At 52.3% G+C, this 23,891-nt stretch carries 25 protein-coding genes; 8 read left to right on the plus strand and 17 right to left on the minus strand.

The features are described from left to right. Positions 1-97 precede the first annotated feature (97 nt). Positions 98-835, plus strand: a complete 738-nt coding sequence (locus tag QWT68_RS07605; RefSeq protein ID WP_040286959.1) for an amino acid kinase family protein — start codon at positions 98-100, stop codon at positions 833-835. A gap of 3 nt (positions 836-838) precedes the next feature. Here the strand turns inward: QWT68_RS07605 and QWT68_RS07610 are convergent, their stop codons facing one another. Next, positions 839-1,906, minus strand: coding sequence for a CAP domain-containing protein (locus tag QWT68_RS07610; RefSeq protein WP_290150375.1), 1,068 nt, complete (start codon positions 1,904-1,906; stop codon positions 839-841). Positions 1,907-2,100: 194 nt separating this feature from the next. Here QWT68_RS07610 and QWT68_RS07615 point away from each other — a divergent pair, with 194 nt between their 5' ends. Both QWT68_RS07615 and ytvI read left to right on the plus strand, forming a co-directional pair. Continuing rightward, positions 2,101-2,463 (plus strand): YugN family protein, encoded by a 363-nt coding sequence (locus QWT68_RS07615; RefSeq protein WP_040286961.1) that lies wholly within the window; start codon positions 2,101-2,103, stop codon positions 2,461-2,463. Between the two features lie 161 nt (positions 2,464-2,624). Next, positions 2,625-3,683 (plus strand): sporulation integral membrane protein YtvI, encoded by a 1,059-nt coding sequence (gene ytvI, locus QWT68_RS07620; RefSeq protein WP_290150377.1) that lies wholly within the window; start codon positions 2,625-2,627, stop codon positions 3,681-3,683. A gap of 54 nt (positions 3,684-3,737) precedes the next feature. Here the strand turns inward: ytvI and QWT68_RS07625 are convergent, their stop codons facing one another. The 7 genes from QWT68_RS07625 to cyoE form a co-directional block, all read right to left on the minus strand. Beyond that, positions 3,738-4,199, minus strand: a complete 462-nt coding sequence (locus tag QWT68_RS07625) for a DUF420 domain-containing protein (protein WP_040286963.1) — start codon at positions 4,197-4,199, stop codon at positions 3,738-3,740. Between the two features lie 33 nt (positions 4,200-4,232). Beyond that, positions 4,233-5,147: a cytochrome c oxidase assembly factor CtaG gene (gene ctaG / locus QWT68_RS07630; protein ID WP_040286964.1), complete on the minus strand. Its 915-nt coding sequence runs from the start codon at positions 5,145-5,147 to the stop codon at positions 4,233-4,235. 139 nt (positions 5,148-5,286) lie between these two features. Further along, on the minus strand, positions 5,287-5,634 hold the full coding sequence (locus QWT68_RS07635; protein ID WP_040286965.1) for a cytochrome C oxidase subunit IV family protein: 348 nt from the start codon (positions 5,632-5,634) through the stop codon (positions 5,287-5,289). Between the two features lies 1 nt (position 5,635). Beyond that, positions 5,636-6,262 carry a cytochrome c oxidase subunit 3 gene (locus tag QWT68_RS07640; protein ID WP_040286966.1) on the minus strand — a complete coding sequence of 209 codons (627 nt, stop codon included), beginning with the start codon at positions 6,260-6,262 and terminating at the stop codon, positions 5,636-5,638. Continuing rightward, positions 6,262-8,142 (minus strand): cytochrome c oxidase subunit I, encoded by a 1,881-nt coding sequence (ctaD, locus tag QWT68_RS07645; RefSeq protein WP_040286967.1) that lies wholly within the window; start codon positions 8,140-8,142, stop codon positions 6,262-6,264. The genes QWT68_RS07640 and ctaD overlap by 1 nt, the downstream gene beginning before the upstream one ends. A 36-nt stretch (positions 8,143-8,178) precedes the next feature. Next, complete coding sequence (gene coxB / locus QWT68_RS07650; RefSeq protein ID WP_040287289.1) at positions 8,179-9,243, minus strand: cytochrome c oxidase subunit II; 1,065 nt, start codon at positions 9,241-9,243, stop codon at positions 8,179-8,181. Between the two features lie 98 nt (positions 9,244-9,341). After that, on the minus strand, positions 9,342-10,262 hold the full coding sequence (gene cyoE, locus QWT68_RS07655) for a heme o synthase (RefSeq protein ID WP_290150382.1): 921 nt from the start codon (positions 10,260-10,262) through the stop codon (positions 9,342-9,344). Positions 10,263-10,584: 322 nt separating this feature from the next. Here cyoE and QWT68_RS07660 point away from each other — a divergent pair, with 322 nt between their 5' ends. Beyond that, positions 10,585-11,499: a COX15/CtaA family protein gene (locus QWT68_RS07660; protein WP_040286969.1), complete on the plus strand. Its 915-nt coding sequence runs from the start codon at positions 10,585-10,587 to the stop codon at positions 11,497-11,499. A 250-nt stretch (positions 11,500-11,749) separates the two neighbouring features. Here QWT68_RS07660 and pyc read toward each other — a convergent pair whose 3' ends face one another. The 3 genes from pyc to QWT68_RS07675 all read right to left on the minus strand — a co-directional run bounded on the left by pyc (position 11,750) and on the right by QWT68_RS07675 (position 16,717). Next, the gene (gene pyc, locus QWT68_RS07665; protein ID WP_290150384.1) at positions 11,750-15,187 is read right to left on the minus strand and encodes a pyruvate carboxylase; all 3,438 of its coding nucleotides are present in this window, start codon (positions 15,185-15,187) and stop codon (positions 11,750-11,752) included. A 23-nt stretch (positions 15,188-15,210) separates the two neighbouring features. Continuing rightward, positions 15,211-16,374, minus strand: a complete 1,164-nt coding sequence (locus QWT68_RS07670) for an FtsW/RodA/SpoVE family cell cycle protein (protein ID WP_040286971.1) — start codon at positions 16,372-16,374, stop codon at positions 15,211-15,213. A 61-nt stretch (positions 16,375-16,435) separates the two neighbouring features. Further along, complete coding sequence (locus QWT68_RS07675) at positions 16,436-16,717, minus strand: Fpa/YlaN family protein (RefSeq protein WP_040286972.1); 282 nt, start codon at positions 16,715-16,717, stop codon at positions 16,436-16,438. A 179-nt stretch (positions 16,718-16,896) separates the two neighbouring features. Here QWT68_RS07675 and QWT68_RS07680 point away from each other — a divergent pair, with 179 nt between their 5' ends. Together QWT68_RS07680 and QWT68_RS07685 are read left to right on the plus strand one after the other, a co-directional pair. After that, complete coding sequence (locus tag QWT68_RS07680; RefSeq protein ID WP_040286973.1) at positions 16,897-17,394, plus strand: hypothetical protein; 498 nt, start codon at positions 16,897-16,899, stop codon at positions 17,392-17,394. Between the two features lie 14 nt (positions 17,395-17,408). After that, entirely contained in the window at positions 17,409-17,612 is a 204-nt protein-coding gene (locus QWT68_RS07685; protein ID WP_040286974.1) for a YlaI family protein, read from the plus strand. Positions 17,613-17,631: 19 nt separating this feature from the next. Here QWT68_RS07685 and QWT68_RS07690 read toward each other — a convergent pair whose 3' ends face one another. Together QWT68_RS07690 and typA are read right to left on the minus strand one after the other, a co-directional pair. Further along, entirely contained in the window at positions 17,632-17,964 is a 333-nt protein-coding gene (locus tag QWT68_RS07690) for a YlaH-like family protein (RefSeq protein ID WP_244898710.1), read from the minus strand. Positions 17,965-17,990: 26 nt separating this feature from the next. Further along, positions 17,991-19,823, minus strand: coding sequence for a translational GTPase TypA (gene typA / locus QWT68_RS07695; protein ID WP_040286975.1), 1,833 nt, complete (start codon positions 19,821-19,823; stop codon positions 17,991-17,993). Positions 19,824-19,924: 101 nt separating this feature from the next. Between typA and QWT68_RS07700 the strand changes: the two genes are divergently transcribed. Beyond that, entirely contained in the window at positions 19,925-20,110 is a 186-nt protein-coding gene (locus QWT68_RS07700; protein WP_040286976.1) for a YlaF family protein, read from the plus strand. 41 nt (positions 20,111-20,151) lie between these two features. Here QWT68_RS07700 and QWT68_RS07705 read toward each other — a convergent pair whose 3' ends face one another. Both QWT68_RS07705 and QWT68_RS07710 read right to left on the minus strand, forming a co-directional pair. Next, complete coding sequence (locus tag QWT68_RS07705) at positions 20,152-20,946, minus strand: inositol monophosphatase family protein (RefSeq protein ID WP_040286977.1); 795 nt, start codon at positions 20,944-20,946, stop codon at positions 20,152-20,154. Between the two features lie 135 nt (positions 20,947-21,081). Beyond that, positions 21,082-21,276, minus strand: a complete 195-nt coding sequence (locus QWT68_RS07710; protein WP_040286978.1) for a hypothetical protein — start codon at positions 21,274-21,276, stop codon at positions 21,082-21,084. A gap of 152 nt (positions 21,277-21,428) precedes the next feature. Here QWT68_RS07710 and QWT68_RS07715 point away from each other — a divergent pair, with 152 nt between their 5' ends. Then, entirely contained in the window at positions 21,429-22,055 is a 627-nt protein-coding gene (locus QWT68_RS07715; protein ID WP_290150387.1) for a YktB family protein, read from the plus strand. Positions 22,056-22,115: 60 nt separating this feature from the next. On the opposite strand, the gene QWT68_RS07720 is transcribed toward QWT68_RS07715, so the two are convergent. Together QWT68_RS07720 and lpdA are read right to left on the minus strand one after the other, a co-directional pair. Beyond that, positions 22,116-22,394, minus strand: coding sequence for a UPF0223 family protein (locus tag QWT68_RS07720; RefSeq protein ID WP_290150388.1), 279 nt, complete (start codon positions 22,392-22,394; stop codon positions 22,116-22,118). A gap of 81 nt (positions 22,395-22,475) precedes the next feature. Further along, the gene (lpdA, locus tag QWT68_RS07725) at positions 22,476-23,888 is read right to left on the minus strand and encodes a dihydrolipoyl dehydrogenase (RefSeq protein WP_040286981.1); all 1,413 of its coding nucleotides are present in this window, start codon (positions 23,886-23,888) and stop codon (positions 22,476-22,478) included. Positions 23,889-23,891 lie beyond the last annotated feature (3 nt).

Raw genomic sequence — 23,891 nt, forward strand, 5'->3', positions numbered from 1 at the left:
CCGAACGTTTTCCAACCTGCAGAATATAGTAAGGATGAACCTACTGTAAGGTATGAAACATCATGAGCAAATGTCACGAGGAAAGTTGGGAGAAGAGATGATCATACAAAAATTCGGCGGCGCTGCCATGAAGGATAGGGTGCAGCGCCGGTTATGTATTGAGCGGATTCGTGAAGGATTGCTGGAGCACGGGAAAGCAGTTGTAGTCGTGTCCGCAATCGGACGGCAGGAGAGCCCTTATTCCACTGACCGGCTCCTGTCGATCACCCCGTCCTTCCATCCCGGAACAGCGGCCTCTGATCTCGCCGCCTCCTGCGGTGAACTGCTTGCCTCAGCAGTGCTGAGTGCCGAACTTGAAGAAGCGGGCATAGCGAACAAAGTGATGCACAGCCGCCAGTCCGGCATCTTCACAGAAGGGGAATTCGGTAATGCGGCAATCAGCCGAGTGGAGACAAGCGCCTACGAACAGGCATTCAAGCAGGTGCCTTGCGTCATAATTCCGGGTTTCCAGGGTATCAGCGGAGACGGTGAGTATATGACACTCGGCCGGGGAGGCAGCGATCTCACTGCGGTGGTGCTCGCCAGCTGCCTGAACGCCCGGCATGTCGAGTTCTTCAAGGATGTCCCCGGCGTCATGACTGCCGATCCCCGTCGGCATGAAGGTGCACGCAAACTCGAAGAATTGACCATCGACCAATTCCTGCCCCTCCTGCAGACCGGTCATCCGATCATCCAGCAGCGCGCTGCTGATTATGCAAAAAAAACAGCAACCCCTCTCTATATACGAGGGATTGCCGGAACCGAGGAAGGCACATGGGTCCATCCGGCTCCTTGACTGTCAGGGAGCCGGTTTTTCGATTTCCTGAACAAGATTCTGTGTATAGTAATTGCCGTAGGCACCCGTTCCGATATGGGTGAAATCTTCATCCAGCAGCACGTCCCGGTGTGCAGGGGAATTCAGCCAGCCATGGACGGCCTCGATGGCGTCCGTATAGTTCAGCGCTATGTTCTCCCCAGCCTTCTTCACCTCGATGTCCGCCAGCTTCAGCCGGTTGGCGAGTGTCCCGGATGTCGGCGAATCTTGTGAAAAGTAATTCTCCAGCGCCATTTCCTTGCTGTGTTCCCGGGCGACAACCTGCAGCCGGTAGTCCTTCTTCAGCTTATTCAGTCCGTGATTCCCCCGGTACAGATTCGTAATATCGAGAATCTGCCGTTCCAGTGCCCGATCGACAGCAAACTGGTCTTCCGATGAAGGTTTCTTGACGTCCACCATCTCACCTTTATAGAAAAGGTCGTACGGCTGCTGCTTCACGAGTGTCATCGGCTCGACGAACCGCACGGCTTCCAGTTCCCCCTGTGTCTCGTCGATATAGAGCTGTGCGAACAGGCCGTCATACTGGATCAGCATCTTATTCTTGATGTCCTCACCGTTCAGGACAAATGTATATTGGTTGTCTCCCTCGCCGACCGCCAATTCCGATTCTATGAGGGAGCTCCGGTAAATGTCCTCACTGCTCTGCCCATTGCTGTATGGATAGACATCCGCCTCCCGGTCTCCACTGTAGATCTGGTTCACCACGTTATCTGAAACTCCAGCCATCACCATCGGATCAGAGGGGTAGATCCACCATTCGAAGCCAAACGCCGACAAGTCCTTCCGTTCCGGATTCCCGAACGCTTCCAGCAGTTCGGATGCCGGTTTACCGACAAATGTAGAAATCCCGCGGTCCGGCCGTTTGGCCATGCTGCCTTCCTCCTGCTGCTGAAGCCCTTCCCCCCCGCTGATGGCAGTCCCTGGTTTGACAGGGGACTCGAGCGGATCGTTCTCCTTGAACCCGTCATCCCAAAAATAGAAGAACGCCAGGACCACAACTAACAGCAGTGCCACTTTCCAGATCCGATTCACGTTCTCCCTCCTCCTTACGCGAACTGTCTTTCCTCCATTGTAATGGACTTGCCGGCAGGAAGTCACTCTTTTCCCACCCGTTTGCCGGACAGCAGCCAGCGCCACAATGTTGCCATTGCAACCGCTCCCCTTTTGTTCTATGATTAAAGACGAATCGTTATCGATGAACTGCTGTTTAAGGAGGAAATTGGGATATGGACTTTATCAACACAGGTTTGGAAGACATTTCGGTCACATTTCCGATCGCTAAAGAAGTCGCGGCCAAGTATGACCTGGTTCTGGCCGGCCAGTGGGATTATGAGCGTGTGACGTTCGACAAGAAATATACAGTCGCAGAAGGGATCTACTACCTTCGCGTCTACGCTATCACACCCGGCGGCGACATCGGCAGCAATGATGCAGTTTTGGAATTCATCACACCGCAGCTTGGGAAGCATTACTATCCGCATGGCGTCGAATACGGCGAGGACGAGTTCTATCCGCCATTCGTCGTGAACGACTGCAAGAAGACGATTGCAGCGTTCGTGAAAGACCTGCAGGCTGTAAATTTGAAATAACGCTGATCCGGCACTAAGAGACGCCGGCGGTCTGTCCGTAGACAGGCCGCCGGCATTTTTGTTCTGCCGCCCCGCTATATCAGAAACACTCGCCTTTTGCATATCCATTTCCAGCCGGATTGGCTATAATAGAAATAATACACGTTTTGGAGGTATGCCGGGTGTCGAAGTGGTTGACAAAGAGAACGTTGTTCATTTTGCTTTTTGCAGTGATCGCCATCACTGCGTTAGTTTTTATACTCCCGGTTTCCATACCGCTCATTCTGGCGCTGCTGACCGCTCTGCTGATCGACCCGCTTGTGAAACTTGTGGAGCGGAGATTCAAGTGGAAGCGGAAGCTTGCGGTCATTTCCGTTTTCATCTTCGTCGTCCTGCTTGTGGCAGTCGGGATCTACTACTCTGTCACGTCGCTGATCGGACGCATTGTCCAGTTCACGAAAGACGCACCTGAGTATCTGAACTCGCTGTCAGGCGTCTGGATCGATATGCAGGACAAACTGCTGAGGTACACATCCGGTCTTCCATCGGATATTGTGAAAGCGACACAAGAACAGTTCACGGCGGCGCTCAAGTCCATGCAGACATCGCTCCTTGAACTGGTGAGTTACGAACGGATTATCGCACTCGCAGCGGAGATCCCGAATTTCCTTGTCAGTTTCATCGTATTCCTGATCGCCCTGTTCCTATTCATGCTGGAACTGCCGCAGCTGAAACGGGGAGTGTACAACCGCCTAACAAACAGGACAGCTGAAAAAGTCAGGTACATGACAACACGGCTGAATGCCACAGTGATCGGATTCCTGAAAGCGCAGCTGCTCGTCAGCTTCATCATCCTGGCGGCAGCCTTTGTCGGCCTGCTCCTGATCGTGCCGAGATATGCAGTGGTCATGTCGATCATCATATGGATCATCGACGTCATTCCGATACTAGGCTCGATCATCATCCTGGCACCGTGGGCGCTCTATGAATTCGTCAGCGGCGATGTCGCCATGGGAACGAAGCTGGCCATTCTGGCGGCTGTCCTCCTGATCATCCGGCGGACGGTCGAGCCGAAAGTGATGGGCTCCCAGATCGGCCTGTCGCCGCTTCCGACGCTGATCGGCATGTTCATCGGCCTGAAGCTATTCGGTGTCCTCGGGTTCTTCATCGGCCCGATGGTCGTCATCCTGTTCACGACCGCGATTGAGGCGGGGATCATCAAGCTGAATTTCAAAATATAGACCGGCACAACGAAAAAACACGCACACCCGTCAGCGGGTATGCGTGTTTTTTCGTCAGAATCCGAGGATGGCTTTGATCATAGAGGTGGTTTCCCCGCCTTTGTAGAAGACGTACAGCAGCAGATAGACCGCAACGCCCGTGAGTGCTGCAAACACCCACACAAGGCTTGTGACGGGGCCCAGCTTCCTGTGTCTGGGCAGGTTATCCTTCAACCCGGTCACCAGCGAGAACACACCGAGCACAGCACCGAACGTTGCCAGGCAGATATGGAAGATCAGGAAGACCGTGTAATAGATCTTGATGCTGTCCGGACCGCCGAAGGATGTGTTCCCGACAATAACAGTCCGGGACAAGTAGATGATCAGAAACATCAGTGCCGCGGCCGCCGCAGCAATCATGACATTCTTATGCGCCTGTCTGTGCTGTTTCTTGATGAGAACCCATCCGATGATGACGAGCACACCCGACAGGACAATGAGTGCGGTACTCAGCGTCGGTAAAAAAGGGATGTCCATAGGCGTTCTCCATTTCTATTCAGGGTACAGTGATTATCCGTGTACAGACAGCTTTTTGCGTTCCAGCAGGTCTCTCTGCGTGATTTCGTCGGCATTGTCCTGCTCTTCCTGAGCCCAGGTGAAGAAGACCTTGCCGATGATGAATACATACAGCAGTTCCTGTATGACTTTCATGATAATTCCGCCGAGCTGCTGATCATAGACGGACGGCATACTGGTGAACAGTTCCGGCCCGGAAATCGACAGGCCTGACAAGGTTCCGGCCGGCACGCAGAGAGCCATTGCCTGCAGCCACGCTTCCCCGCTGTTGTACGTCTCGTACACCGGCACATCTGCGAAGATGATGAGCGAGCAGGCAGGTGTGAGGAAGATGGCACTGAGGATGACATAGCCGATCTTTTTCAGACCATGCAGCTTCGGCTCACCCGGCAGTGTGTTGAAGACCGGCCACCAGAGGAACAAGGCTGATGCGAAAAGGACGAGCGTGAACGCTGTATGCAACGGCAGGCTCAGCTTGATGGTATCGAGCACGAGCGGGTAGTGGTTGAGTGAAAACATCAGTGTGAACAGCAGCAGGCTGATGACCGGTTTCGTGAAGAACCGGATGACTTTCGCAATCTTCGGATAGCTGAACACTTTCTTCCATAGGAAATTCGGAATCCCGATGATGAAGAGCGGTGCGATCATCAGCAGCAGGATCGCCATCTGTGACATGTGGACCGAGAACAGGATATGCCCCATCAGGTCCATCGGTGATCCTTTCACAATATACAGAAGGACCATCGCCGAGAGGAATGTTATGATCTGCCGGTTCGTCACCGGCTCAGTCCCTTCAAAACGCGATCTCCATTTTTTCGTCAGCAGAAAATAGAGGAAGGTCAATGCAGCGAGAAAGATGAAAAAATACGGGCTCCACAGCGCCCGGAAGCCAAATATGCTTAACGGCAATTGCCCCAGCTCCTTTTATGAGTTCTGTTTTCATTATAGAACGTCCGGACGGATAACACAATGAACGTTCTTTGACATCAGACAAAACAGAAAACCCCCGACTTGGACCAATGGCCGAAGTCGGAGGTTGTTGAACTGCTTACCACCATACAATCGTGACGAATGCAAGCGGGATCAGGAAGCCGAGAAGGGCTCCAGTGAACATGAACATCTGAGGAACGCCATGCTCTTTGTCTTTCATATGCATGAAATAATAAAGCTGCAGTGCTACTTGAACAGCCGCAAAGAGGAACAGTACCGGAATCACAAGATACTTCGTGAAGCCGTCGACTCCCTGCTGATAAGCTACAACGAACGTGAACGAGGCAAGCGTCATGAAAATCATAAGAGAGAACATCATCACCTGGCCGCGCATTGTTTCTTTCGAACGGCGGACGAGCAAGTCCTGCTCGACAGGTGTTCTCTTGTACATTTCTACTTCTGCCATGTTATCCGATCACTCCCATCAAGTAAACTACTGTGAAGATGAATACCCACACAACGTCAATGAAGTGCCAGTAGAGCGAGAATGTATAATACTTCGTCGCGTTATACAAGTTCAGCCCGCGTCCCGCATTACGGAACAGCAGCAGTGTAACCCATACGAGCCCGATCGCAACGTGGAAACCGTGCGTTCCGACAAGTGTGAAGAAGGAAGAACTGAACGCACTGTTGCCGAACGTGAATCCTTCTTTCACATAGTGGGAGAACTCATACACTTCCAGTCCGAGGAACCCGAGTCCGAGCAGTGCCGTAATCCCGAGCCACAGCTGCATTTTCTTGAAGTTGAAGCTCTTCATATGGTGCATGGCGTACACACTTGTCAGTGAAGACGTCAGCAAAAGCAGCGTCATGACAAAGACCAATGGCAGTTCATATAGTTCCTGAGTGGAGAAACCGAATCCGCTAGGCCCTTTGTTCTTCAAAGCCATATACGTTGCGAACAGCGTCGCGAACAGGATCGTCTCCCCGCCAAGGAAGAGCCAGAACCCGACAAATTTGTTTTTTGCTTCGAGTGTCGCACGCTCCGGATGTTCAGGCCACGTTTCCGGGGTGAATTTCTTATTCAAATCCATCAGATACGACCCCCTTTACTTGCATTGTCCACATCGCGCTGGATCTGTTCTTTCGTGACATGGAAACCGAGATCATCTTTCAATGAGCGCGCTGCCATTGCAACGAATGTCCAGGCGAGACCGAAGATCAGCACCGGCAGACCCCAAGACGTTTCCTGGTGGAACATAGCACCGAATCCTGCGACGAACAGACCGAATGTCATGAGGAACGGAATGATGGAACCGTTCGGCATATGGATATCCGTAATCGGCTCAGCAGGCGTAAGGCCTGTCATGTTGCCTTCGGACTTCTCGATCCAGACTGTATCCAATCCGCGGACGAGCGGAGTGGCCGTGAAATTGTAGAACGGCGGTGGTGACGGGATCGCCCATTCGAGCGTACGTCCGTCTCCCCAAGGGTCGTTTCCGATCCGCTCGTTCTTCGCAACCGTCATGATGATGTTGATGACCAGTACGATGACACCGATAGCCATCAGCAGCGCACCGACTGAACTGATCACGTTGGCAGTATTCCAGCCCTGTCCGTCCATATATGTCCAGACACGGCGCGGCATTCCCCAGAACCCGAGCCAGTGCTGGATCAGGAACGTACAGTGGAAACCGACAAAGAAGAAGATGAACGTGATCTTACCAAGTGCTTCATTGAGCATTGTACCGAACATTTTCGGCCAGTACAGATGCAGACCGCCCAGGATCGCAAGCACGACACCACCGACGATGACGTAGTGGAAATGGGCGACGATGAAGTACGAATCGTGCAGCTGGTAGTCAAGAGGCGCAGCACCCTGCATGACGCCTGTGACACCGCCCATTACGAAGGACGGGATGAAACCGAGTGCATACAGCATCGGTGTCGTGACACGGATGCTTCCGCCCCAGATCGTCAGGAGCCAGTTGAAGATCTTGACACCGGTCGGAACGGCGATCGCCATTGTCGCTACCGCGAAAATCGCGTTCGCTGTAGGCCCAAGACCGACAGTGAACATATGGTGAGCCCATACCATGAAGCCGAGGAATCCGATCAGCACAGTCGCGAAGACCATCGCCGGATATCCGAACAGGCGCTTTCTCGAGAAGATCGGGAAGATCTCGGAGAAAATACCGAACGCCGGGAGAATCAGGATATATACTTCAGGGTGACCGAAGATCCAGAAAATATGCTCCCAGATGATTGTGTTTCCGCCCATTGTATGGTCGAAGAAATTCGCACCGAACATCCGGTCGAATGTCAGGAAGAACAATCCGACAGTCAGCGGCGGGAATGCGAACAGGATCATCGCGGACGCAACGAACGTCGTCCATGTGAACAGCGGCATCCGCATGTATGTCATACCTGGTGCGCGCATGTTGATGATCGTGACAAGGAAGTTGATCCCTGCCATGAGCGTACCGCCCCCGGCGATCTGAAGACCGATCGCATAGAAATCGATACCGTGGCCTGGTGATGCAATGGACAAGGACGCATACGATGTCCACCCTGCATCAGGCACCTGGCCGAGGAACCAGGAAATATTCAGGAACAGTCCCCCGAAGAAGAACATCCAGAATCCGAGTGAGTTGATGAACGGGAATGCTACGTCACGGGCACCGATCTGGAGCGGCATGATGTAGTTCATAAACCCGAATAATATCGGCATGGCTGCCAGGAAGATCATAGTGGTACCATGCATCGTGATTAAATCATTGTACAGACCGGCACTAACAAAGTCATTGTTCGGCTGTAGCAGCTGGATACGGATGAGCATCGCTTCGATTCCGCCGAGGACGAAGAAGAAACCGCCGCCGATCAGATATAGAATACCGATCTTCTTATGGTCGACTGTTGTCATCCAATCCCAGAACGCTGCGCCGAAACTTCTCTTTTGAGCAACAGAACTCACGTTGTTTTACCCTCCTCTTCAATATCGCATTGCGTGTTACTGCTCAACGGAAAGGCCAAGCAGGTATTCAGCTAAGTCGTCGATCTCCTGATCGGACAGCTGATCTTCGAAAGAAGGCATTTTGTTGCCCGGTTTCAGTTTCTGTGGATTTTTGATCCATTCTTTCAAATGTTCCTTATCGTGTTCGATGAATCCGGCAACACGGTTGCGGTCACCGAAGGCTGCTAGGTTAGGCCCTTGCGCCCCGCTGTCGCCGACACCTGAATTTGCGTGACAGCCGATACAGCTGGATTTGAATACTTCTTCACCATCTGCATTGGCAACTTCGGTTTTATCCGCTGTCGCCTTCATGTTTTTCACCCATGTGTTGAAATCGTCACGCGGGAGAGTTTTGACTTTGAAGTCCATCAAGGAGTGGGACGGTCCGCAGAGCTCGGCACATTTACCGTAGAATACGCCGTCTTTCAGATCTTTCGACTCCTGATCGAACGTCAGATAGAACTTGTTCAGGTTCTCGACGTTCGTATCCAGCTTACCGCCGACTGCAGGAATCCAGAAGGAGTGCTTGACGTCAGCTGCCTTCAAGTTGAAGTATACTTTCTCGTCTGTCGGCACGACCAGCTCCTGTGCCGTCACAATACCGAGATCGGGATAACCGAATTCCCACCAGTACAGCTTGGCTGTGACATCGACAACGAGGTGTTTCGCATTTCCGTCATCGTCGACTTCTTCCATCGCTTTCACATCACCCAGTTTGTATGTGTAATACACAGTAGGCACAGCGAGGATTGTGATGAGGATGATCGGGATGATCGTCCAGATCAGCTCCAGTTTCTGACTTCCTTCCGTTTGTTCAGGAATGAAGTCTTCTCCCCGTTTCTTACGGCCGAAACGAATCAGTGCTAATACATAAATTACGACTACGACAATAATGACGAGCAGCATGATACCTGAAGCAAGCATAAGCAGCTTGAACTGGTCTTTACCTACCTGGCCGGCCGGCAAAAGCGTGGATAATTCCTGTTGACCGCAGCCTGCCAAGAAAACAGTCAATACAGCTAACAAGGACAGGAGACGCCATTTTTTGAGTCCTTTCATCATCGCTTCATAATCCCTCTCTTTCCAATAATGTTTTCTTCCATTTGAGGAGCAGTGACCTCTCTATAATGAATTCCTGTCAAAGAAAGAATTCCGATGGGTTAGATGAATATCGAGAAGATAATCATCGAGACAAACAAGATTGTCATGTAATTCAATGAGTAGATGAACATGGACATCGCCCATTTCAAATCGTCTTTTGCACGGAATCCATTCAGCGCAAGCATCAGCCATCCGATATTCAGCAGCGTCGCCAGAATGATGAATGCAGTGCCGAGTCCGCTCAGCAGAAATGGCAGCGGGAACAGCAGCACGACCCATGCGAGCATGGATTTCTTCGTCCGCGCAAATCCTTTGACGACTGGGAGCATCGGGATACCGGCAGCCCGGTATTCTTCCGTCTTCTTCATGGCAAGCGCATAGAAATGAGGCGGCTGCCAGACGAACATGATAAGGAAGAGCGCCCATGCACCGAGACCGAGCGACGGGTCGACAGCAGCCCAGCCGATCAGCGGAGGGACAGCTCCGGAAAGGCTTCCGATAATCGTATTGGAGACGTGTCGGCGCTTCGACCACATGGAATAGAGCACAACGTAACTGAATATTCCGGCGAAACCAAGAAGGCCTGTCACCGTGTTCGCTGAGAACAGAAGTATTTCACCGATTAGAATGAAAAGTAGTGCGGCTGCGAGAACTGCAGGTGCTTTGAAACGTCCTGTGACCGTCGGCCTTGTCTTTGTCCGTGTCATGATCGGATCGATATCCCGATCGATCAGGTTGTTCAGTGCGGCCGAGCCGGCAATGATGAGGGCGGTTCCAAAAAGCACTGCAATCATGAGATCCAGTCTATGTATGAAGCTGACGCCGGCAAACTGGAATGCCAAGAAGAGACCTGTGAACGCAGTAATCAAGTTGGAATTCACAATCCCAATTTTAATCAAGGCCAAGAAGTCTTTCAAGAATGTTGGTGTGATTGCAGTCTCCGGTGCTGTCTGTGCAGCAGTCGTCCGACTGTTCGACATTTGACTCCCCCTTTCAATAACCGGTTGAAAATGACCGCTATACTTAACTATATCGAAAATCCTTCACAATTTCTATACATAAACGCAATTTGTATAGAATTGCACAGTCTTGCGAGGATTTATACAGTGCACCCTCTATAGTAAATCATTACTTGCTGCCGTTTGTGAAGTTATCGGGTCTTTTTTATGAACGTTTTGTGAAAAACTGGTCTGTCCTGCCGGTTCTCCCATTCCGCCATTGTGTTTTAACACGGGATTCTCTATCATTGAAAATTAGAGACCTGTCTGCTGGTCGATATTTATCAAAAGAAGGTGCCTACGCTTGAAACGATATAATTATCTGAAGTGGTTTGCAGTCGCTGCGACAATCGGGATGCTGCTCATCATGCTGGGCGGTGCGCTCGTCACGAAAACCGACAGCGGAATGGGCTGCGGACGTCACTGGCCGGGCTGCAACGGTCAGCTCATCCCTGATGAGATCACGACCGAAGTGCTCATCGAATTCTCCCACCGTCTCGTCACGGGTGTGGTCGGAATCCTGATCGTCGTGCTGGCCGTCTGGTCCTGGAAAGCGATCGGCCACGTGCGGGAAACGAAATTCCTCGCATTCATGGCGGTGTTCTTCCTGATACTCCAGGCTCTGATCGGGGCAGCGCAGGTAAAGTGGGGGCAGGGCGATTTCATCCTCGCCTTGCATTTCGGGATTTCCCTTATTTCCTTTGCGGCTGTCCTGCTGCTCACCCTGCTCATATTCGAAGTCGATAAGAAGTTCGATGCCGACCGTCTGAAAGTCGGACGGACACTCAAATTCCATACGATCGGCGTGACCGTCTATTCGTATCTCGTCATCTACACAGGCGCGCTCGTCCGTCACACGGAATCGAGTCTTGCCTGTGCGGATTGGCCGCTGTGCCGGAATGACCGCTTCGAACTGCCATCCACGCTGAACGAATGGGTCCAGATGGGCCACCGGACGGCTGCGGCACTCATCGTCGTGTGGCTCGCGTATATCGCGTTCCATGTCTATCGCAACTACCGTGATCAGAAAGTGCTCCTCTGGGGCTGGTCGATCGCCCTTCTGCTTGTGCTCGCACAGGCGGTCACCGGCATGCTGTCCGTCTTCACACGGCTCAATCTGATAGTGGCGCTTCTCCATTCGCTCTTCATCACATTGCTGTTCGGACTGCTCACGTATATGATTCTGCTGTTGTCCCGCGTGCGGGTGCATAAGCCGTAAGATGAACAGCCGCCTGGTTTCTTGCACCAGGCGGCTGTTTTTCGTAGGGGAATTACCTTCAGGGCGGAACCGGTTTATCCGGTAGTGCCTCTTGTGGCCAGCCGGCTATTTCACACGGTGCGGACCCAAGGAATCTGTGAAGTTATGAGCGGAATCCGGCAGTTTATGAGCAAATCTCCGTATCGATGAGCCATATATCTTTTCCATAGCCCAAAGACACCCGCCGAAATTCCGGCGGGTGTCTTCGTATTCAATGCTCCAGCTCTATGAGGAGATCGCCTGTTGAAATTGCTTCCCCCGGCGAGACGTGGATTTCTTTCACGACGCCATCGTACGGTGTCTGGATGGTTGTCTCCATCTTCATCGCTTCGGTGATCAGCAGGTGCTGGCCGCGGCGGACGCGGTCGCCTTTCGACACGGCCACCTGGAGGACAGTGCCCGGCATCGTTGCGGCAATGTGCGCGTCGTTGCCCGGATCGGCCTTCTGCTTCTTCACGACATCCGTTTCGACACTGACGTCCTGGATGACCACTTCACGCGGCTGGCCGTTCAGTTCAAAGTAGACGATCCGCGTGCCGTCCGCCTGAGGTTCTCCGATGGACACCAGTTTGACGATGAGGGTCTTCCCCTTTTCGATCTCGACTTCGATCTCTTCGCCGAGCCGCATGCCGTACAGGAACTCCGGCGTCTGGATGACCGAGAGATTGCCGAAATCGTTATGGATCGCCGCGTATTCATCGAACACCTTCGGATACAGCGCAGACGCCAGAGCGTCTTTCATCGTCACCGGACGGTCCAATTTTTCGGCAAGGTCCTTTTTCACCTTTTCGAAATCGACTGTTTCCAGCAGTTCGCCCGGCCGCTCCGTCAGCGGCTTTCGGCCTTTTAGCACGACTTTCTGCAGTTCCTCGGGGAATCCGCCGTATGGCTGTCCGATATACCCCTCGAAGAATTCGATGACGGATTCAGGGAAGTCGATCGACTGTCCGCGCTCGAGCACCGCTTTCTCATCGAGATCATTCTGGACCATGAACAGCGCCATATCGCCGACCACTTTTGAAGACGGTGTCACTTTCACAATGTCCCCGAACAGCATGTTGACCCGGGAGAACATATCCTTGACCTCTTTCCATCGGTTTCCGAGCCCGACACCCTTCGCCTGCTGCTGCAGGTTGGAATACTGGCCGCCCGGCATTTCATGGACATAGACTTCTGAATGAGGGCTGATCATCCCGCTTTCGAAATGGGAATAGTAGGCACGGACGTCTTCCCAATAGAAGGAGAGCTCCTCAAGTGCCTGGATGTCTGTCCGGACACCCCGGCTGCCGTATTGCAGCGCATAATAGAGCGAGTTTGCGGACGGCTGGGAGGTCAGGCCCGACATGGCGCCGAGTGCCGTGTCGACAATATCGACACCCGCTTCGATCGCCCGCTTGTACATGGCGATCCCATTGCCGCTCGTGTCATGTGAGTGGAGATGGATCGGAATGGCCACTGTCTCTTTCAGCTCGGAGATGAGCTGGTAGGCAGCTTCCGGCTTCAGCAGTCCGGCCATGTCCTTCAATGAAAGGATATGCGCGCCGGCGCTCTCCAGTTCCTTCGCCATCTCTTTATAGTAGGAAATCGAATATTTTGTCCGCATCGGATCGAGCACGTCGCCTGTATAGCAGAGAGCCGCTTCTGCGACCTTGTTCTCCTGGCGGACGGCATCGATCGCCGTTTCCATGCCTTTGATCCAGTTCAGGCTGTCGAAGATCCGGAAGACATCGATGCCGGAAGAGGCCGCTTCCTTCACGAATTCCCGGATCACATTGTCCGGATAGTTTTTGTAGCCGACCGCATTGGCGCCGCGGAACAGCATTTGGAACAAGACATTCGGGATCTGCTCCCGCAGGCGTGCAAGCCGTTCCCACGGATCCTCTTTCAGGAACCGGTAGGACACGTCGAATGTGGCGCCGCCCCACATTTCGAATGAAAACAGATCCGGCATGAGACGCGCGGATTCCGCTGCGATATTTGTCATGTCGGCCGTCCTGACCCGAGTGGCCAGCAAGGATTGGTGTGCATCCCGGAATGTCGTATCCGTCAGCAGGACATCCTTCTGGTCCTTGACCCACTCTGCCAGCCCTTCGGGACCCCGTTCGTCCAATATCTGTTTCGTTCCTGGCTTCGGCGGTACTGACAGATCCAGTTCCGGCTTGCGGGGAGTGCCATAGACCGGCTTCGAACCGCGGCCGATTCCCGGGAAGCCGTTGACGGTGATCGTCCCCAGATAGTTGAGCACTTTCGTTCCACGGTCTTTTTTAACTGGGAATTCAAATAATTCAGGAGCCTCGTCGATGAAGTTCGTCGTATAGTCCCCTGTTATGAAACTTTCATGCCGGACGACATTTTCAAGGAACGGGATGTTTGTCTTGATGCCCCGGATCCGGAACTCCTGCAGGTTCCTGTCCATCTTGGCCGCTGCTTCCCTGAATGTGGTTCCCCATGTCGATACTTTCACGAGAAGGGAGTCATAATAAGGTGTGATGACGGCACCCTGGAAGCCATTCCCTGCATCCAGCCGGACACCGAATCCTCCTCCTGATCTGTATACTGACAGCTTGCCTGTATCGGGCATGAAGTCATTGAGCGGATCTTCCGTCGTGACGCGCGCTTGGATTGCATACCCGAACAAGGGGATCTGTTCCTGTTCCGGCACTGCAGCATGGCCTGTGTACAGATTCTCGCCATCCGCTACGAAGATCTGCGTATGGACGATATCGATGCCGGTCACCATCTCGGTGATCGTATGCTCCACCTGGATACGGGGGTTCACTTCGATGAAGTAATACTCGCCATCTGCCACCAGGAATTCCACGGTTCCGGCGTTTATGTAACTGACATTCGCCATCAGCTTGACAGCCGCATCACAGATCTCCCGTCGTAATTCAGCTGAGAGCGAGATGGCCGGAGCGATTTCGACGAGTTTCTGATGCCGGCGCTGCACTGAACAGTCACGTTCATACAAATGTACAATATTTCCATGTGTATCACCGATGATCTGCACTTCAATATGCTTCGGATTGCGGATCAGCTTTTCGACATACACTTCATCGGAGCCGAATGCTGATTTCGCTTCCGACTTCGCACGGCTGAAAGCTTCCTGAACATCGTCAGCCCGCTCGACGATCCGCATGCCGCGTCCGCCTCCGCCAAGTGAAGCTTTGATGATGATCGGGTAGCCGTGGGCAGTACCGAACGCCTCCACTTCTTCCACAGAACGTACCGGTCCGTCCGTACCCGGAATGACCGGAATGCCCGCCCGGACAGCCTGCGTGCGTGCTTTGACCTTGTCTCCGAACATATCGAGATGACGCGAGGTCGGCCCGATGAAAATGATGCCTTCCTGTTCAAGACGTGCCGCAAATTCTTCGTGTTCCGCCAGAAAACCGTATCCGGGGTGGATGGCATTGGCACCGGACCTTTTTGCGATGTCGATGATCCCTTCGATATCCAGATAGGCATCGATTGGCTTCTTCCCTTCCCCCACCAGATAGGATTCATCTGCTTTATAACGATGGAACGACCCGCGGTCTTCTGCTGAATAGATACCGACTGTCGGGATCTGAAGCTCTGTACAGGCTCTGAAAATACGGATTGCAATCTCCCCGCGGTTTGCAACCAGAATCTTTTTGATCGATTTCATTTCCACCTTCGGCACGCCCTTTTCTATTTATTCTTTTCGTATCTCGTGAACATTGAAATATTCATCAATATTCCTAATGCTAAAGATAACAGAATAATCGAAGTTCCGCCATAACTAATAAACGGAAGCGTGACACCCGTCAGCGGAATGAGCCCTGTCAGGCCGCCCAAGTTGACGAATGTCTGGATGCCGATCAGGGCGCCGATGCCGGAAGCGAGCATCCTCGCATGCGGATCAGCCGTCTTCAGTGCAAGTGAGAATGCACGGAAGACAAGGAAGCCGAGACCGCCGATAACGATTACCGTACCGAAGATTCCGAGTTCCTCGGAAATGATCGCCATGATGAAATCCGTGTGCGGCTCCGGCAAGTAGCCCATTTTCTGGACGGAGTTCCCGAGTCCCAGGCCGAACAGGCCGCCCGCGCCGATCGCAATGAAACCATTGACGATCTGGAGGCCGGACCCCTGCATGTATTCGAAAGGTGCACGGTACGCAGCAAAGCGCCCGAGCCTGCCCTCTGTCATTATGTTATCCCATGTGAAGAACAGGAAGATGCCGACAAGGACAAGTATTCCGGCAACGAATCCGCTCAGTTTGCCGAAAGTTTTCAGATTGATGCCGCTTGCGGCCATGACACAGATCGAAGTTGTAATGATGATGAAGGTTGCACCGATATCCGTCTCGGACATGACAGACGCGACAGCGAGCCCAAGGATGACGATTGGCGGTGCAATCCCTTTATTGATACTGTTGATGGTACCGGCGTCATATTTGTTCGCAAACACGCCTGCAAAATAGATGATCATGACAATCTTCGCGACTTCTGACGGCTGCAGGCTGCCGATCGGGAGATTGATCCAGCTCTGCGATCCGACTTCGCCTCCGAAACCGATGAAATGGACGAGAAGCAGCAGGACGAGCATGACAAATACCGATATGATCATGAACTGCTTCTTCCTATACAGTTTGTAAGGAAGGAATGCCGTGAAGAGGAACGCCGGGATTGCGATGAACACGCTTCTGAGCTGCTGGCTGAAGAAGTAGTCCGCCGGCTTCCCATACCGGTTGGCAGCCCATACCATACTGGAGGAGTAGACCATGACCAAACCGAACAGGAGCAATACTAAATATATGAAAAATAATGGGAAATCAAAATGGCGGAACAGCCGCTTGGCATAACTTTTCAAGAAAAATCCCTCGTATCTGTAAATAAAAAACTCAAACTGTGAGTGAGTTTGAGTCTTTTGTTTATTTTTTCATGCTGAGTTCATGCAATATATTCATTTCTTTTTCGAGAGCCGAAAGAATACTCTTTCCGCGTTCCCTGTCAATTAGGCCGAGCTTGGCAGCAAAGTCGATTTCACGGGACAGCCCATACATCTGTGTGTCCAGAACTTCTTCGTACAAAGGGCATTGCGGCATCGTCAAGTTATCCATCTGCACTTTAATGAGCTGTGCGATCTTATCTGCATCCGCCTGCAGCTGCATGATAGCCTTCTCCTGATATGTTTCCTGCACTTCCGTATCCATGAGGACGCCCCCCCAAACCTCTTTTTTCTGCAAGGTGCTATACCCTAAATTGTAGCTTTATAGCGTCGAAATTGCAAGTAATTCCCGAAAGAGTGCAGTCGCCCGGCTGGATGACTACCGGTCGGACGCAAAAGGCGTTATACTGGTACTGACATATGACTGAGCTGGGAGGCTTTACTTTGGAAACCATCATACCGATCACAGGAAACGTCAAGCATACGATTACAATAGATCCGACTGTCTGGATATTCGATGACCGCCGGATCGACCTGGACACCTATTTCACGACGGAACAAGAGGAGATCGACGAAATGGAAGATTACAAAGAACGGATGGGCAAGCACTGGTCGCGTGAAATCATGGAAGGCGCAACCTATCCTCCGACTTTGAAATCCGAAAAGAAATACGAGAAGCAGAAAATGCTGACCGGAACGTTCGGCATGATTTTCGAGCCGTTCCTGAAGAACGCCGAACCGGCCCCTGATGCAGCAACGATGACATTCGTGACGGCGCAAGGGGATGTCGACTTCCCCATCGAGGAAGCGAAGAACCTGATCTTCCAATTCAGCCTCAAAGGCAAGCCGATCAAAGAAGACGGACCGGTCCATATCCTGAAAAAAGACGGATCCAATCTGGACAGCCCCATCAAAGGTGTCACTTCCATCCGGATCAGCTGAAATGAGGTGAAGTAATGCGCGTGAAATGTGTACTATGCGATGAAATCAGTAAACTCGACGATGAGGATCCGCTGGCGAAGAAGCTCCGGAACCGGCCGATCCATACGTTCATGTGTGAATCCTGCAGGGACCGGATCGGTGCATTGACCGAACAGCGGAAGGAAAGCGGTCATTATGTATTCCGCCGCAGTTCCCATCCCGCTGAAGACGGATTCTAAAAAAAGATCCAGCCGCAAATTATGCGACTGGATCTTTTTTGTGTTCGTTGAGACGGCGGACTCTGTAAATGATCAGAATCAGTGCCGCCACGATCAGTCCTTCCACAATCGGAAGGAAAAATGCTAAGAACGTCAGCACGAGGCAGCCGATGAACAAAAAGATGTAAATGACAAGATTTTGCACCGGTCTCAGTTTCCTGGCAAACCCCAGCTTATAGACGAGGGCCGACAGTAAAAACACGAGGGCGAACAGCACGTAGCCGGCGGCATCGAAATTCGGCATCAGTTCATAGATGAACTTTGCGATCCCGGACATCTTCGTCGCTACGAGCTCTGAATCCTCCACCTTCATTCAATACATTCCTTTCCCTGCGCAGCTTATTTGCTCTTTTTCTGCGCTTTTTCCCGTTCGTTCTTATCCAGGATCTTCTTCCGCAGGCGGATGGATACCGGAGTGACCTCGCAGTACTCATCGTCCGCTGCATATTGAAGGGCTTCTTCAAGTGTCAGCAGCTTCGGCTTCTTCGTCGATACTGTCTGATCCTTCGTTGCGGAACGGACGTTTGTCGCGTGCTTCACACGTGTCAGGTTGATGGTGATATCATTTTCGCGCGTGTTTTCGCCAACGACCATGCCGGCATAAATATCAGTTCCCGCTTCGACGAACATCGTGCCGCGGTCTTCGAGCTGCATGATACTGTACGCAGTCACTTTTCCGTTTTCCATGGAGACGAGCACTCCGTTGCGGCGTCCGCCGACTTTCTCTGCAGACATCGGCTTGTATTCTGCGAATGAATGGTTCAGGATACCGTAGCCGCGGGTCAGCGTCAGGAAGTCGGTCGAATACCCGATCAGGCCGCGTGCCGGTACAAGGAATGTCAGACGGACTTGTCCGTTTCCGTTGTTCACCATGTCCAGCATTTCGCCTTTCCGCTCACCCATCGACTCGATGACAGCGCCGGTATACTCTTCAGGCACGTCGATCTGGACATTCTCCACAGGCTCACAGCGCTGGCCGTCAATCGTTTTCACGATGACCTCCGGCTTCGATACTTGCAGCTCGAACCCTTCACGCCGCATATTCTCGATGAGGATGGACAAATGCAGTTCACCGCGGCCTGATACGATCCAGGCATCCGGGGAATCTGTAGGATCCACTCGGAGCGATACGTCTGTTTCCAGCTGCTGCTCCAGGCGTTCTTCAATCTTCCGGGATGTGACCCACTTGCCTTCCCTGCCTGCAAACGGACTGTTATTCACGAGGAATTTCATCTGCAGTGTCGGTTCGTCAACATGCAGGAGCGGCAGTGCTTCCTGATGATCGGTTGGGCAGACTGTCTCGCCGACATCCAGATCATCCATTCCTGAAATGGCGATCAGGTCGCCCGCATACGCTTCCTGGATCTCGATCCGTTTCAGACCGAGGAATCCGAACATTTTCGTGACACGGAAGTTCTTGACCGAACCGTCCCGTTTCATGACACTTACCTGCTGACCGACTTTCATTGTTCCGCGGAAGACGCGGCCGATACCGATACGGCCCATGTAGTCGCTGTAATCGAGAAGCGATACTTGGAACTGGAGCGGCTCGTCACGGTTGTCGACCGGCGCAGGAATTTTGTTGAGGATTGCATCATAGAGCACTTTCAAAGTATCTTCCTGATCAGCAGGATCCGGTGACAGGCTCGCTGTTCCGTTGAACCCTGAGGCGAAGACGACAGGGAATTCAAGCTGGTCATCATTGGCATCGAGTTCGATGAACAGTTCCAGCACTTCATCGACCACTTCTTCCGGACGGGCGAATTCGCGGTCGATCTTATTGACGACGACAATCGGCTTCAAATCGATTTCCAGGGCTTTCTTCAAGACGAAACGGGTTTGCGGCATGCAGCCTTCGAATGCATCGACGACGAGCACGACACCGTCGACCATCTTGAGGATCCGTTCCACTTCCCCGCCGAAGTCGGCGTGTCCCGGTGTGTCCAGAATGTTGATTTTTGTGCCTTCGTATTCGATTGCTGTATTCTTTGCAAGAATCGTGATTCCGCGTTCGCGTTCCAGTTCGTTCGAGTCCATCGCCCGCTCATCGACATGCTCGTTCGAGCGGAAGATCCCCGACTGTTTGAGCAGCTGGTCGACCAGTGTCGTTTTTCCGTGGTCAACGTGGGCGATAATGGCTATATTTCTAATATCATTGCGTAAAGTTGTCATTGTTTCACTCCATCTGTCTTTATTCAGTTGATTAACTGTGTTATTATAGCACAAGAACCATCGAGAAAAAACGATTTACTTTTATCGGGAGGCGTATTTTTTTGAAAAATGTCAAATGGGTGTTCGTCGTCTACTCCCTGGGTGCGATTCTTTCGATGTTCATGATCGGGATTGCGGTCGGCGTGAAAAGCTATCTGCTCGCTTTCGCGGCCATACTTTCCCTTGTGCTGGTCATGGGCAACGGCTTCAAAACAAAAAAGAAATACCGTGAACAAGGTCTTCTATAAAATGGACAAGTGAAGAACGAACCGGCTGCCCGGTCTGTTCTTCACTTTTTCAATTTCAGATGGTCATCCAGCAGCCGCTGATGCAGCGACGGGTTCGCGACAACGAATGTCTCCTGGCCGAGGAGGCTGAGCGGCTCCCCATCCATATTGGATGCAACGGCGCCTGTTTCGCCTGCAATCACCATTCCGCCTGCAACATCCCATGGCGACAGGCGCATCGACAAGTACGCATCGATCCTCCCGGCTGCTACGTGTGTGAGTTCAAGAGCGGCAGAGCCATAAGAGCGTGTCCCTCTGCAGCGGTTCACAAGTTCGATCATCGGTTCGTGCTCCGCATAGCGGTTCGGCGCGACCCAGCTCGCATTCACGCCAATGATCGCCTGCTCCAGCTCAACTTCCTGCAGGGGCAGAAGCCGGATATCGTTCAGATAGGCCCCTTCGCCTCGCGCTGCCGAATACAGGTCGTCCGCCATGACGTCATAGACATACCCGAGTTCTCCGATACCGTCCCGGTAAATTCCGAGCGAAATGGCGAAATTCCGTTTCTGATGGATGAAGTTCATCGTCCCGTCGATCGGGTCCAGGAACCAGATGACACCATCCAGAGAATCGATCCGGTCCCCGAAACCCTCCTCCCCCATAATACGGTGATCAGGGAAGTCCTGGCGGATGCGGCGGATGAAGAACTGCTCGATCTCCTTGTCGATATTCGTCACGAGATCGTCCGGCGAGGATTTTGCACTAACTTCTATATCGGTGAAAAATGAATATCTTATATGGTGCCCCGCTTCTTTAATGAGCGATTTCGCATAACGGTCAATAGCCCCCCAGTCCATGTCCGATCCCTCCAGTTCTGCTTCCCTCAGTATAGCACAGCTTGTATGCCCCAAACAAAAAAGGCTCCTGTGCATGATCCCTTTTCAGAGAACAATGACCAGAGGCCTTTCTAATGATAACGGATAGGTATCAAGTTAAAACCCATTCAGTTTCTCCAGTTCACTATGGATTTCAGTGAGCCGTTTTTTACTTTTCGCAATCTGCTTGGCATCCTCTTCCTCCAGTGCATCATGGAGAGTGGCCAATTCATAGTCAAGTTCCAAGTTCAGCACTTTCAGGAATTCCTTCTCAACGTCAGCTTTGCGTATCACATGAACGACCTGTTTCATGGTGAACACCCCTTTTTTGAAAGTATGTGCCTTTTCCTGTTACCATAAGATATGCGGGAACCGTTGGGACAACTAGTTGTATGCCCTCTTGTCTTAAATTGTTCCCCATTGCCTTTAGTTATAAACACGGAAAAAGGAAAGGGGAATATGAATTGTCGAAAACCTTCTGGACGGAGATGGATTTTACCGTATTCGAATTACCCGGACTGGAGGCACGCATGAGTGCGCTGCAAAACCAGATCCAGCCGAAGTTCGCCATGCTCGGCGACCGGTATGCGCCGATTCTTTCGGCGTGGGGAAAAGGGGAATTCTTCGCTCATATTGCAAAACACGCCCGGCGCACGGTGAATCCGCCGTCGGACAGCTGGGTCGCTTTCGCACCTGCAAAACGGGGCTACAAGGCGCTTCCGCACTTCCAGATCGGCCTGTGGAAGACCCATCTGTTCATCATACTGGCGGTCATTTATGAGAACCCTGACAAAAAAGGGATTTCCGAGCGCCTGCAGAACGATATAAAGCTGCTGACCGCGCTCCCTTCGGATTATATCGTCTCAGGGGATCATATGAAGCCTGACGCCCAAATGATCGGGGAAGTGGGCGAAGAAGGGATCCGCAAGCTCTTGGAACGGCTGAACGATGTCAAGAAGGCCGAATTCCTCGTCGGGCGTCATCTGAAGCGTGAGGAAGCTGCCCGGATGACCGAAGAGGAATTCCTGGCATATGCAGACGAGACATTCGAAACACTCCTGCCCGTATATGAGAAGGTCGCCGGGCAATAAGCGGTAAAAAACGATTTGGACAGTATGCTTGTACCGCACACTGCCCAAATCGTTTTTTGTTCAGATTGCTCCGACTTTGATGAGGTCCCCGTCGGCGCCTTCCTTGGCCGGTTTCACGGCTTTGTAGCTCTCGTAACCGGTCACTTCCTTGAACTCCCTGAAAAGCGTTTTCTCTTCCGCCATGGACGGAACGACTTTTTTAAACGCATTATACGCTTGCAGGAGGTCCCTTCGCGTGATTCCGTTCTCGAATGCTTGTTCAATCGCATTGAAAAACTCGGTGACCATCACAATCTCCTCTGTCGACCAGTCGGCCCGTATCGGATAGCTGTATTCCATCTGACTCCCTCCATTCATGAACAGTGTATGCATAGTTGAAAAAACCTATCCGGCGCATGCCGGACAGGCTCTTTCAGGTGATTATTTCGAAAGGATATGGATCGGTTTGCCAAGCGCCACTTCGGCTGCTTCCATTGCGATCTCCCCGAGTGTCGGGTGTGCATGGATGGTCATCGAAACATCCTCCAGTGTCATGCCGCTTTCGATAGCGATCGCCATTTCAGCGATCATGTCAGATGCATTCTCACCTGCAATCTGAGCCCCAAGCAGGAGGCCGTCTTCCTTGCGTGCAACGAGTTTCACGAAACCATCAGTTGCGTTCAGGGAAAGCGCACGGCCGTTTGCTGCGAACGGGAACTTACCGACTGCTACTTCATAACCTTCGTCTTTTGCCTGTTTCTCATTCAGGCCGACTGTTGCAAGCTCAGGATCTGTGAAACAGACAGCCGGGATTGCCAGGTAGTCCACTTCCGATTTTTGTCCATCGATCGCTTCCGCAGCGATTTTCCCTTCATAGGAAGCTTTGTGTGCAAGCTGGAGGCCCGGCACGATATCACCGATCGCGTAAATGTTCGGGATGCTCGTACGGCTCTGCTTGTCGACGCTGAGAAGGCCTTTGTCTTCAAACTTGAGGCCAAGCTCTTCCAGGCCCATTTCATCAGTGTTCGGACGGCGCCCGACAGTCACAAGTACATAGTCCGCTTCGACAGTCTTTTCTTCGCCTTTTGCCTCATATGTCACTTTGACACCGCTGTCCGTCTCTTCAGCACCTTTGGCAGTCGCTTTCACGACGACTTCGACGCCTTTTTTCTTCAGGTCTTTTTTCACAAGCTGCGTCATCTGCTTCTCGAAGCCGGACAGGATGTCGTCCGCACCTTCGATGATCGTCACTTCCGACCCGAGGTTCGCATAGGCGGAACCGAGCTCCGTACCGATGTAGCCTCCGCCGATGACGACGAGTTTCTTCGGCAGCTCTTTCAATGCGAGTGCACCTGTCGAGTTGATGATGCGCTCGGAGAATTTGAAGTTCGGGATTTCGACAGGACGTGCGCCTGTTGCGATGATCGCATTTTTGAATTTATACGTCTGTGCGGATTTTTCGTCCATCACACGGACTGTATTCGCATCAGAGAAGTAGGCTTCCCCCTGGACGATTTCGACTTGGTTCCCTTTCAGAAGGCCTTCAACACCGCCGGTGAGCTTCTTCACGACGCTCTCTTTGAATGCCATCGCTTTGCTGAAGTCGAGCTTGACGTCTGATGCTGTGATCCCCATGTCATCGGATCCTTGCGCGTGCACGAAGCGGTGTCCGACTGAGATGAGTGCTTTCGACGGAATGCATCCCACATTCAGGCAGACGCCGCCGATTGTATTCTTCTCGACGATCGTCACTTTCTGGCCGAGCTGTGCTGCGCGGATCGCTGCAACGTATCCTCCGGGACCTGAACCGACTACGAGCGTATCTGTTTCAATTGGAAAGTCTCCTACTACCATGGT

Source organism: Sporosarcina trichiuri, assembly GCF_030406775.1.
Classification (GTDB): Bacteria; Bacillota; Bacilli; order Bacillales_A; family Planococcaceae; genus Sporosarcina; species Sporosarcina trichiuri.

What these genes read in the sequence shown, in the direction of transcription:
- coxB (WP_040287289.1), bottom strand. Translation starts at nt 9,243, where the DNA reads ATGATGAAAGGACTCAAAAAATGGCGTCTCCTGTCCTTGTTAGCTGTA.
- lpdA (WP_040286981.1), bottom strand. Translation starts at nt 23,888, where the DNA reads ATGGTAGTAGGAGACTTTCCAATTGAAACAGATACGCTCGTAGTCGGT.
- QWT68_RS07675 (WP_040286972.1), bottom strand. Translation starts at nt 16,717, where the DNA reads ATGGATACGGAAGTGCAGGAAACATATCAGGAGAAGGCTATCATGCAG.
- pyc (WP_290150384.1), bottom strand. Translation starts at nt 15,187, where the DNA reads ATGAAATCGATCAAAAAGATTCTGGTTGCAAACCGCGGGGAGATTGCA.
- QWT68_RS07685 (WP_040286974.1), top strand. Translation starts at nt 17,409, where the DNA reads ATGCGCGTGAAATGTGTACTATGCGATGAAATCAGTAAACTCGACGAT.
- QWT68_RS07615 (WP_040286961.1), top strand. Translation starts at nt 2,101, where the DNA reads ATGGACTTTATCAACACAGGTTTGGAAGACATTTCGGTCACATTTCCG.
- QWT68_RS07690 (WP_244898710.1), bottom strand. Translation starts at nt 17,964, where the DNA reads ATGAAGGTGGAGGATTCAGAGCTCGTAGCGACGAAGATGTCCGGGATC.
- typA (WP_040286975.1), bottom strand. Translation starts at nt 19,823, where the DNA reads ATGACAACTTTACGCAATGATATTAGAAATATAGCCATTATCGCCCAC.
- QWT68_RS07710 (WP_040286978.1), bottom strand. Translation starts at nt 21,276, where the DNA reads ATGAAACAGGTCGTTCATGTGATACGCAAAGCTGACGTTGAGAAGGAA.
- QWT68_RS07625 (WP_040286963.1), bottom strand. Translation starts at nt 4,199, where the DNA reads ATGGACATCCCTTTTTTACCGACGCTGAGTACCGCACTCATTGTCCTG.
- QWT68_RS07720 (WP_290150388.1), bottom strand. Translation starts at nt 22,394, where the DNA reads ATGGAATACAGCTATCCGATACGGGCCGACTGGTCGACAGAGGAGATT.
- cyoE (WP_290150382.1), bottom strand. Translation starts at nt 10,262, where the DNA reads ATGTCGAACAGTCGGACGACTGCTGCACAGACAGCACCGGAGACTGCA.
- QWT68_RS07705 (WP_040286977.1), bottom strand. Translation starts at nt 20,946, where the DNA reads ATGGACTGGGGGGCTATTGACCGTTATGCGAAATCGCTCATTAAAGAA.
- QWT68_RS07640 (WP_040286966.1), bottom strand. Translation starts at nt 6,262, where the DNA reads ATGGATTTGAATAAGAAATTCACCCCGGAAACGTGGCCTGAACATCCG.
- QWT68_RS07605 (WP_040286959.1), top strand. Translation starts at nt 98, where the DNA reads ATGATCATACAAAAATTCGGCGGCGCTGCCATGAAGGATAGGGTGCAG.
- QWT68_RS07635 (WP_040286965.1), bottom strand. Translation starts at nt 5,634, where the DNA reads ATGGCAGAAGTAGAAATGTACAAGAGAACACCTGTCGAGCAGGACTTG.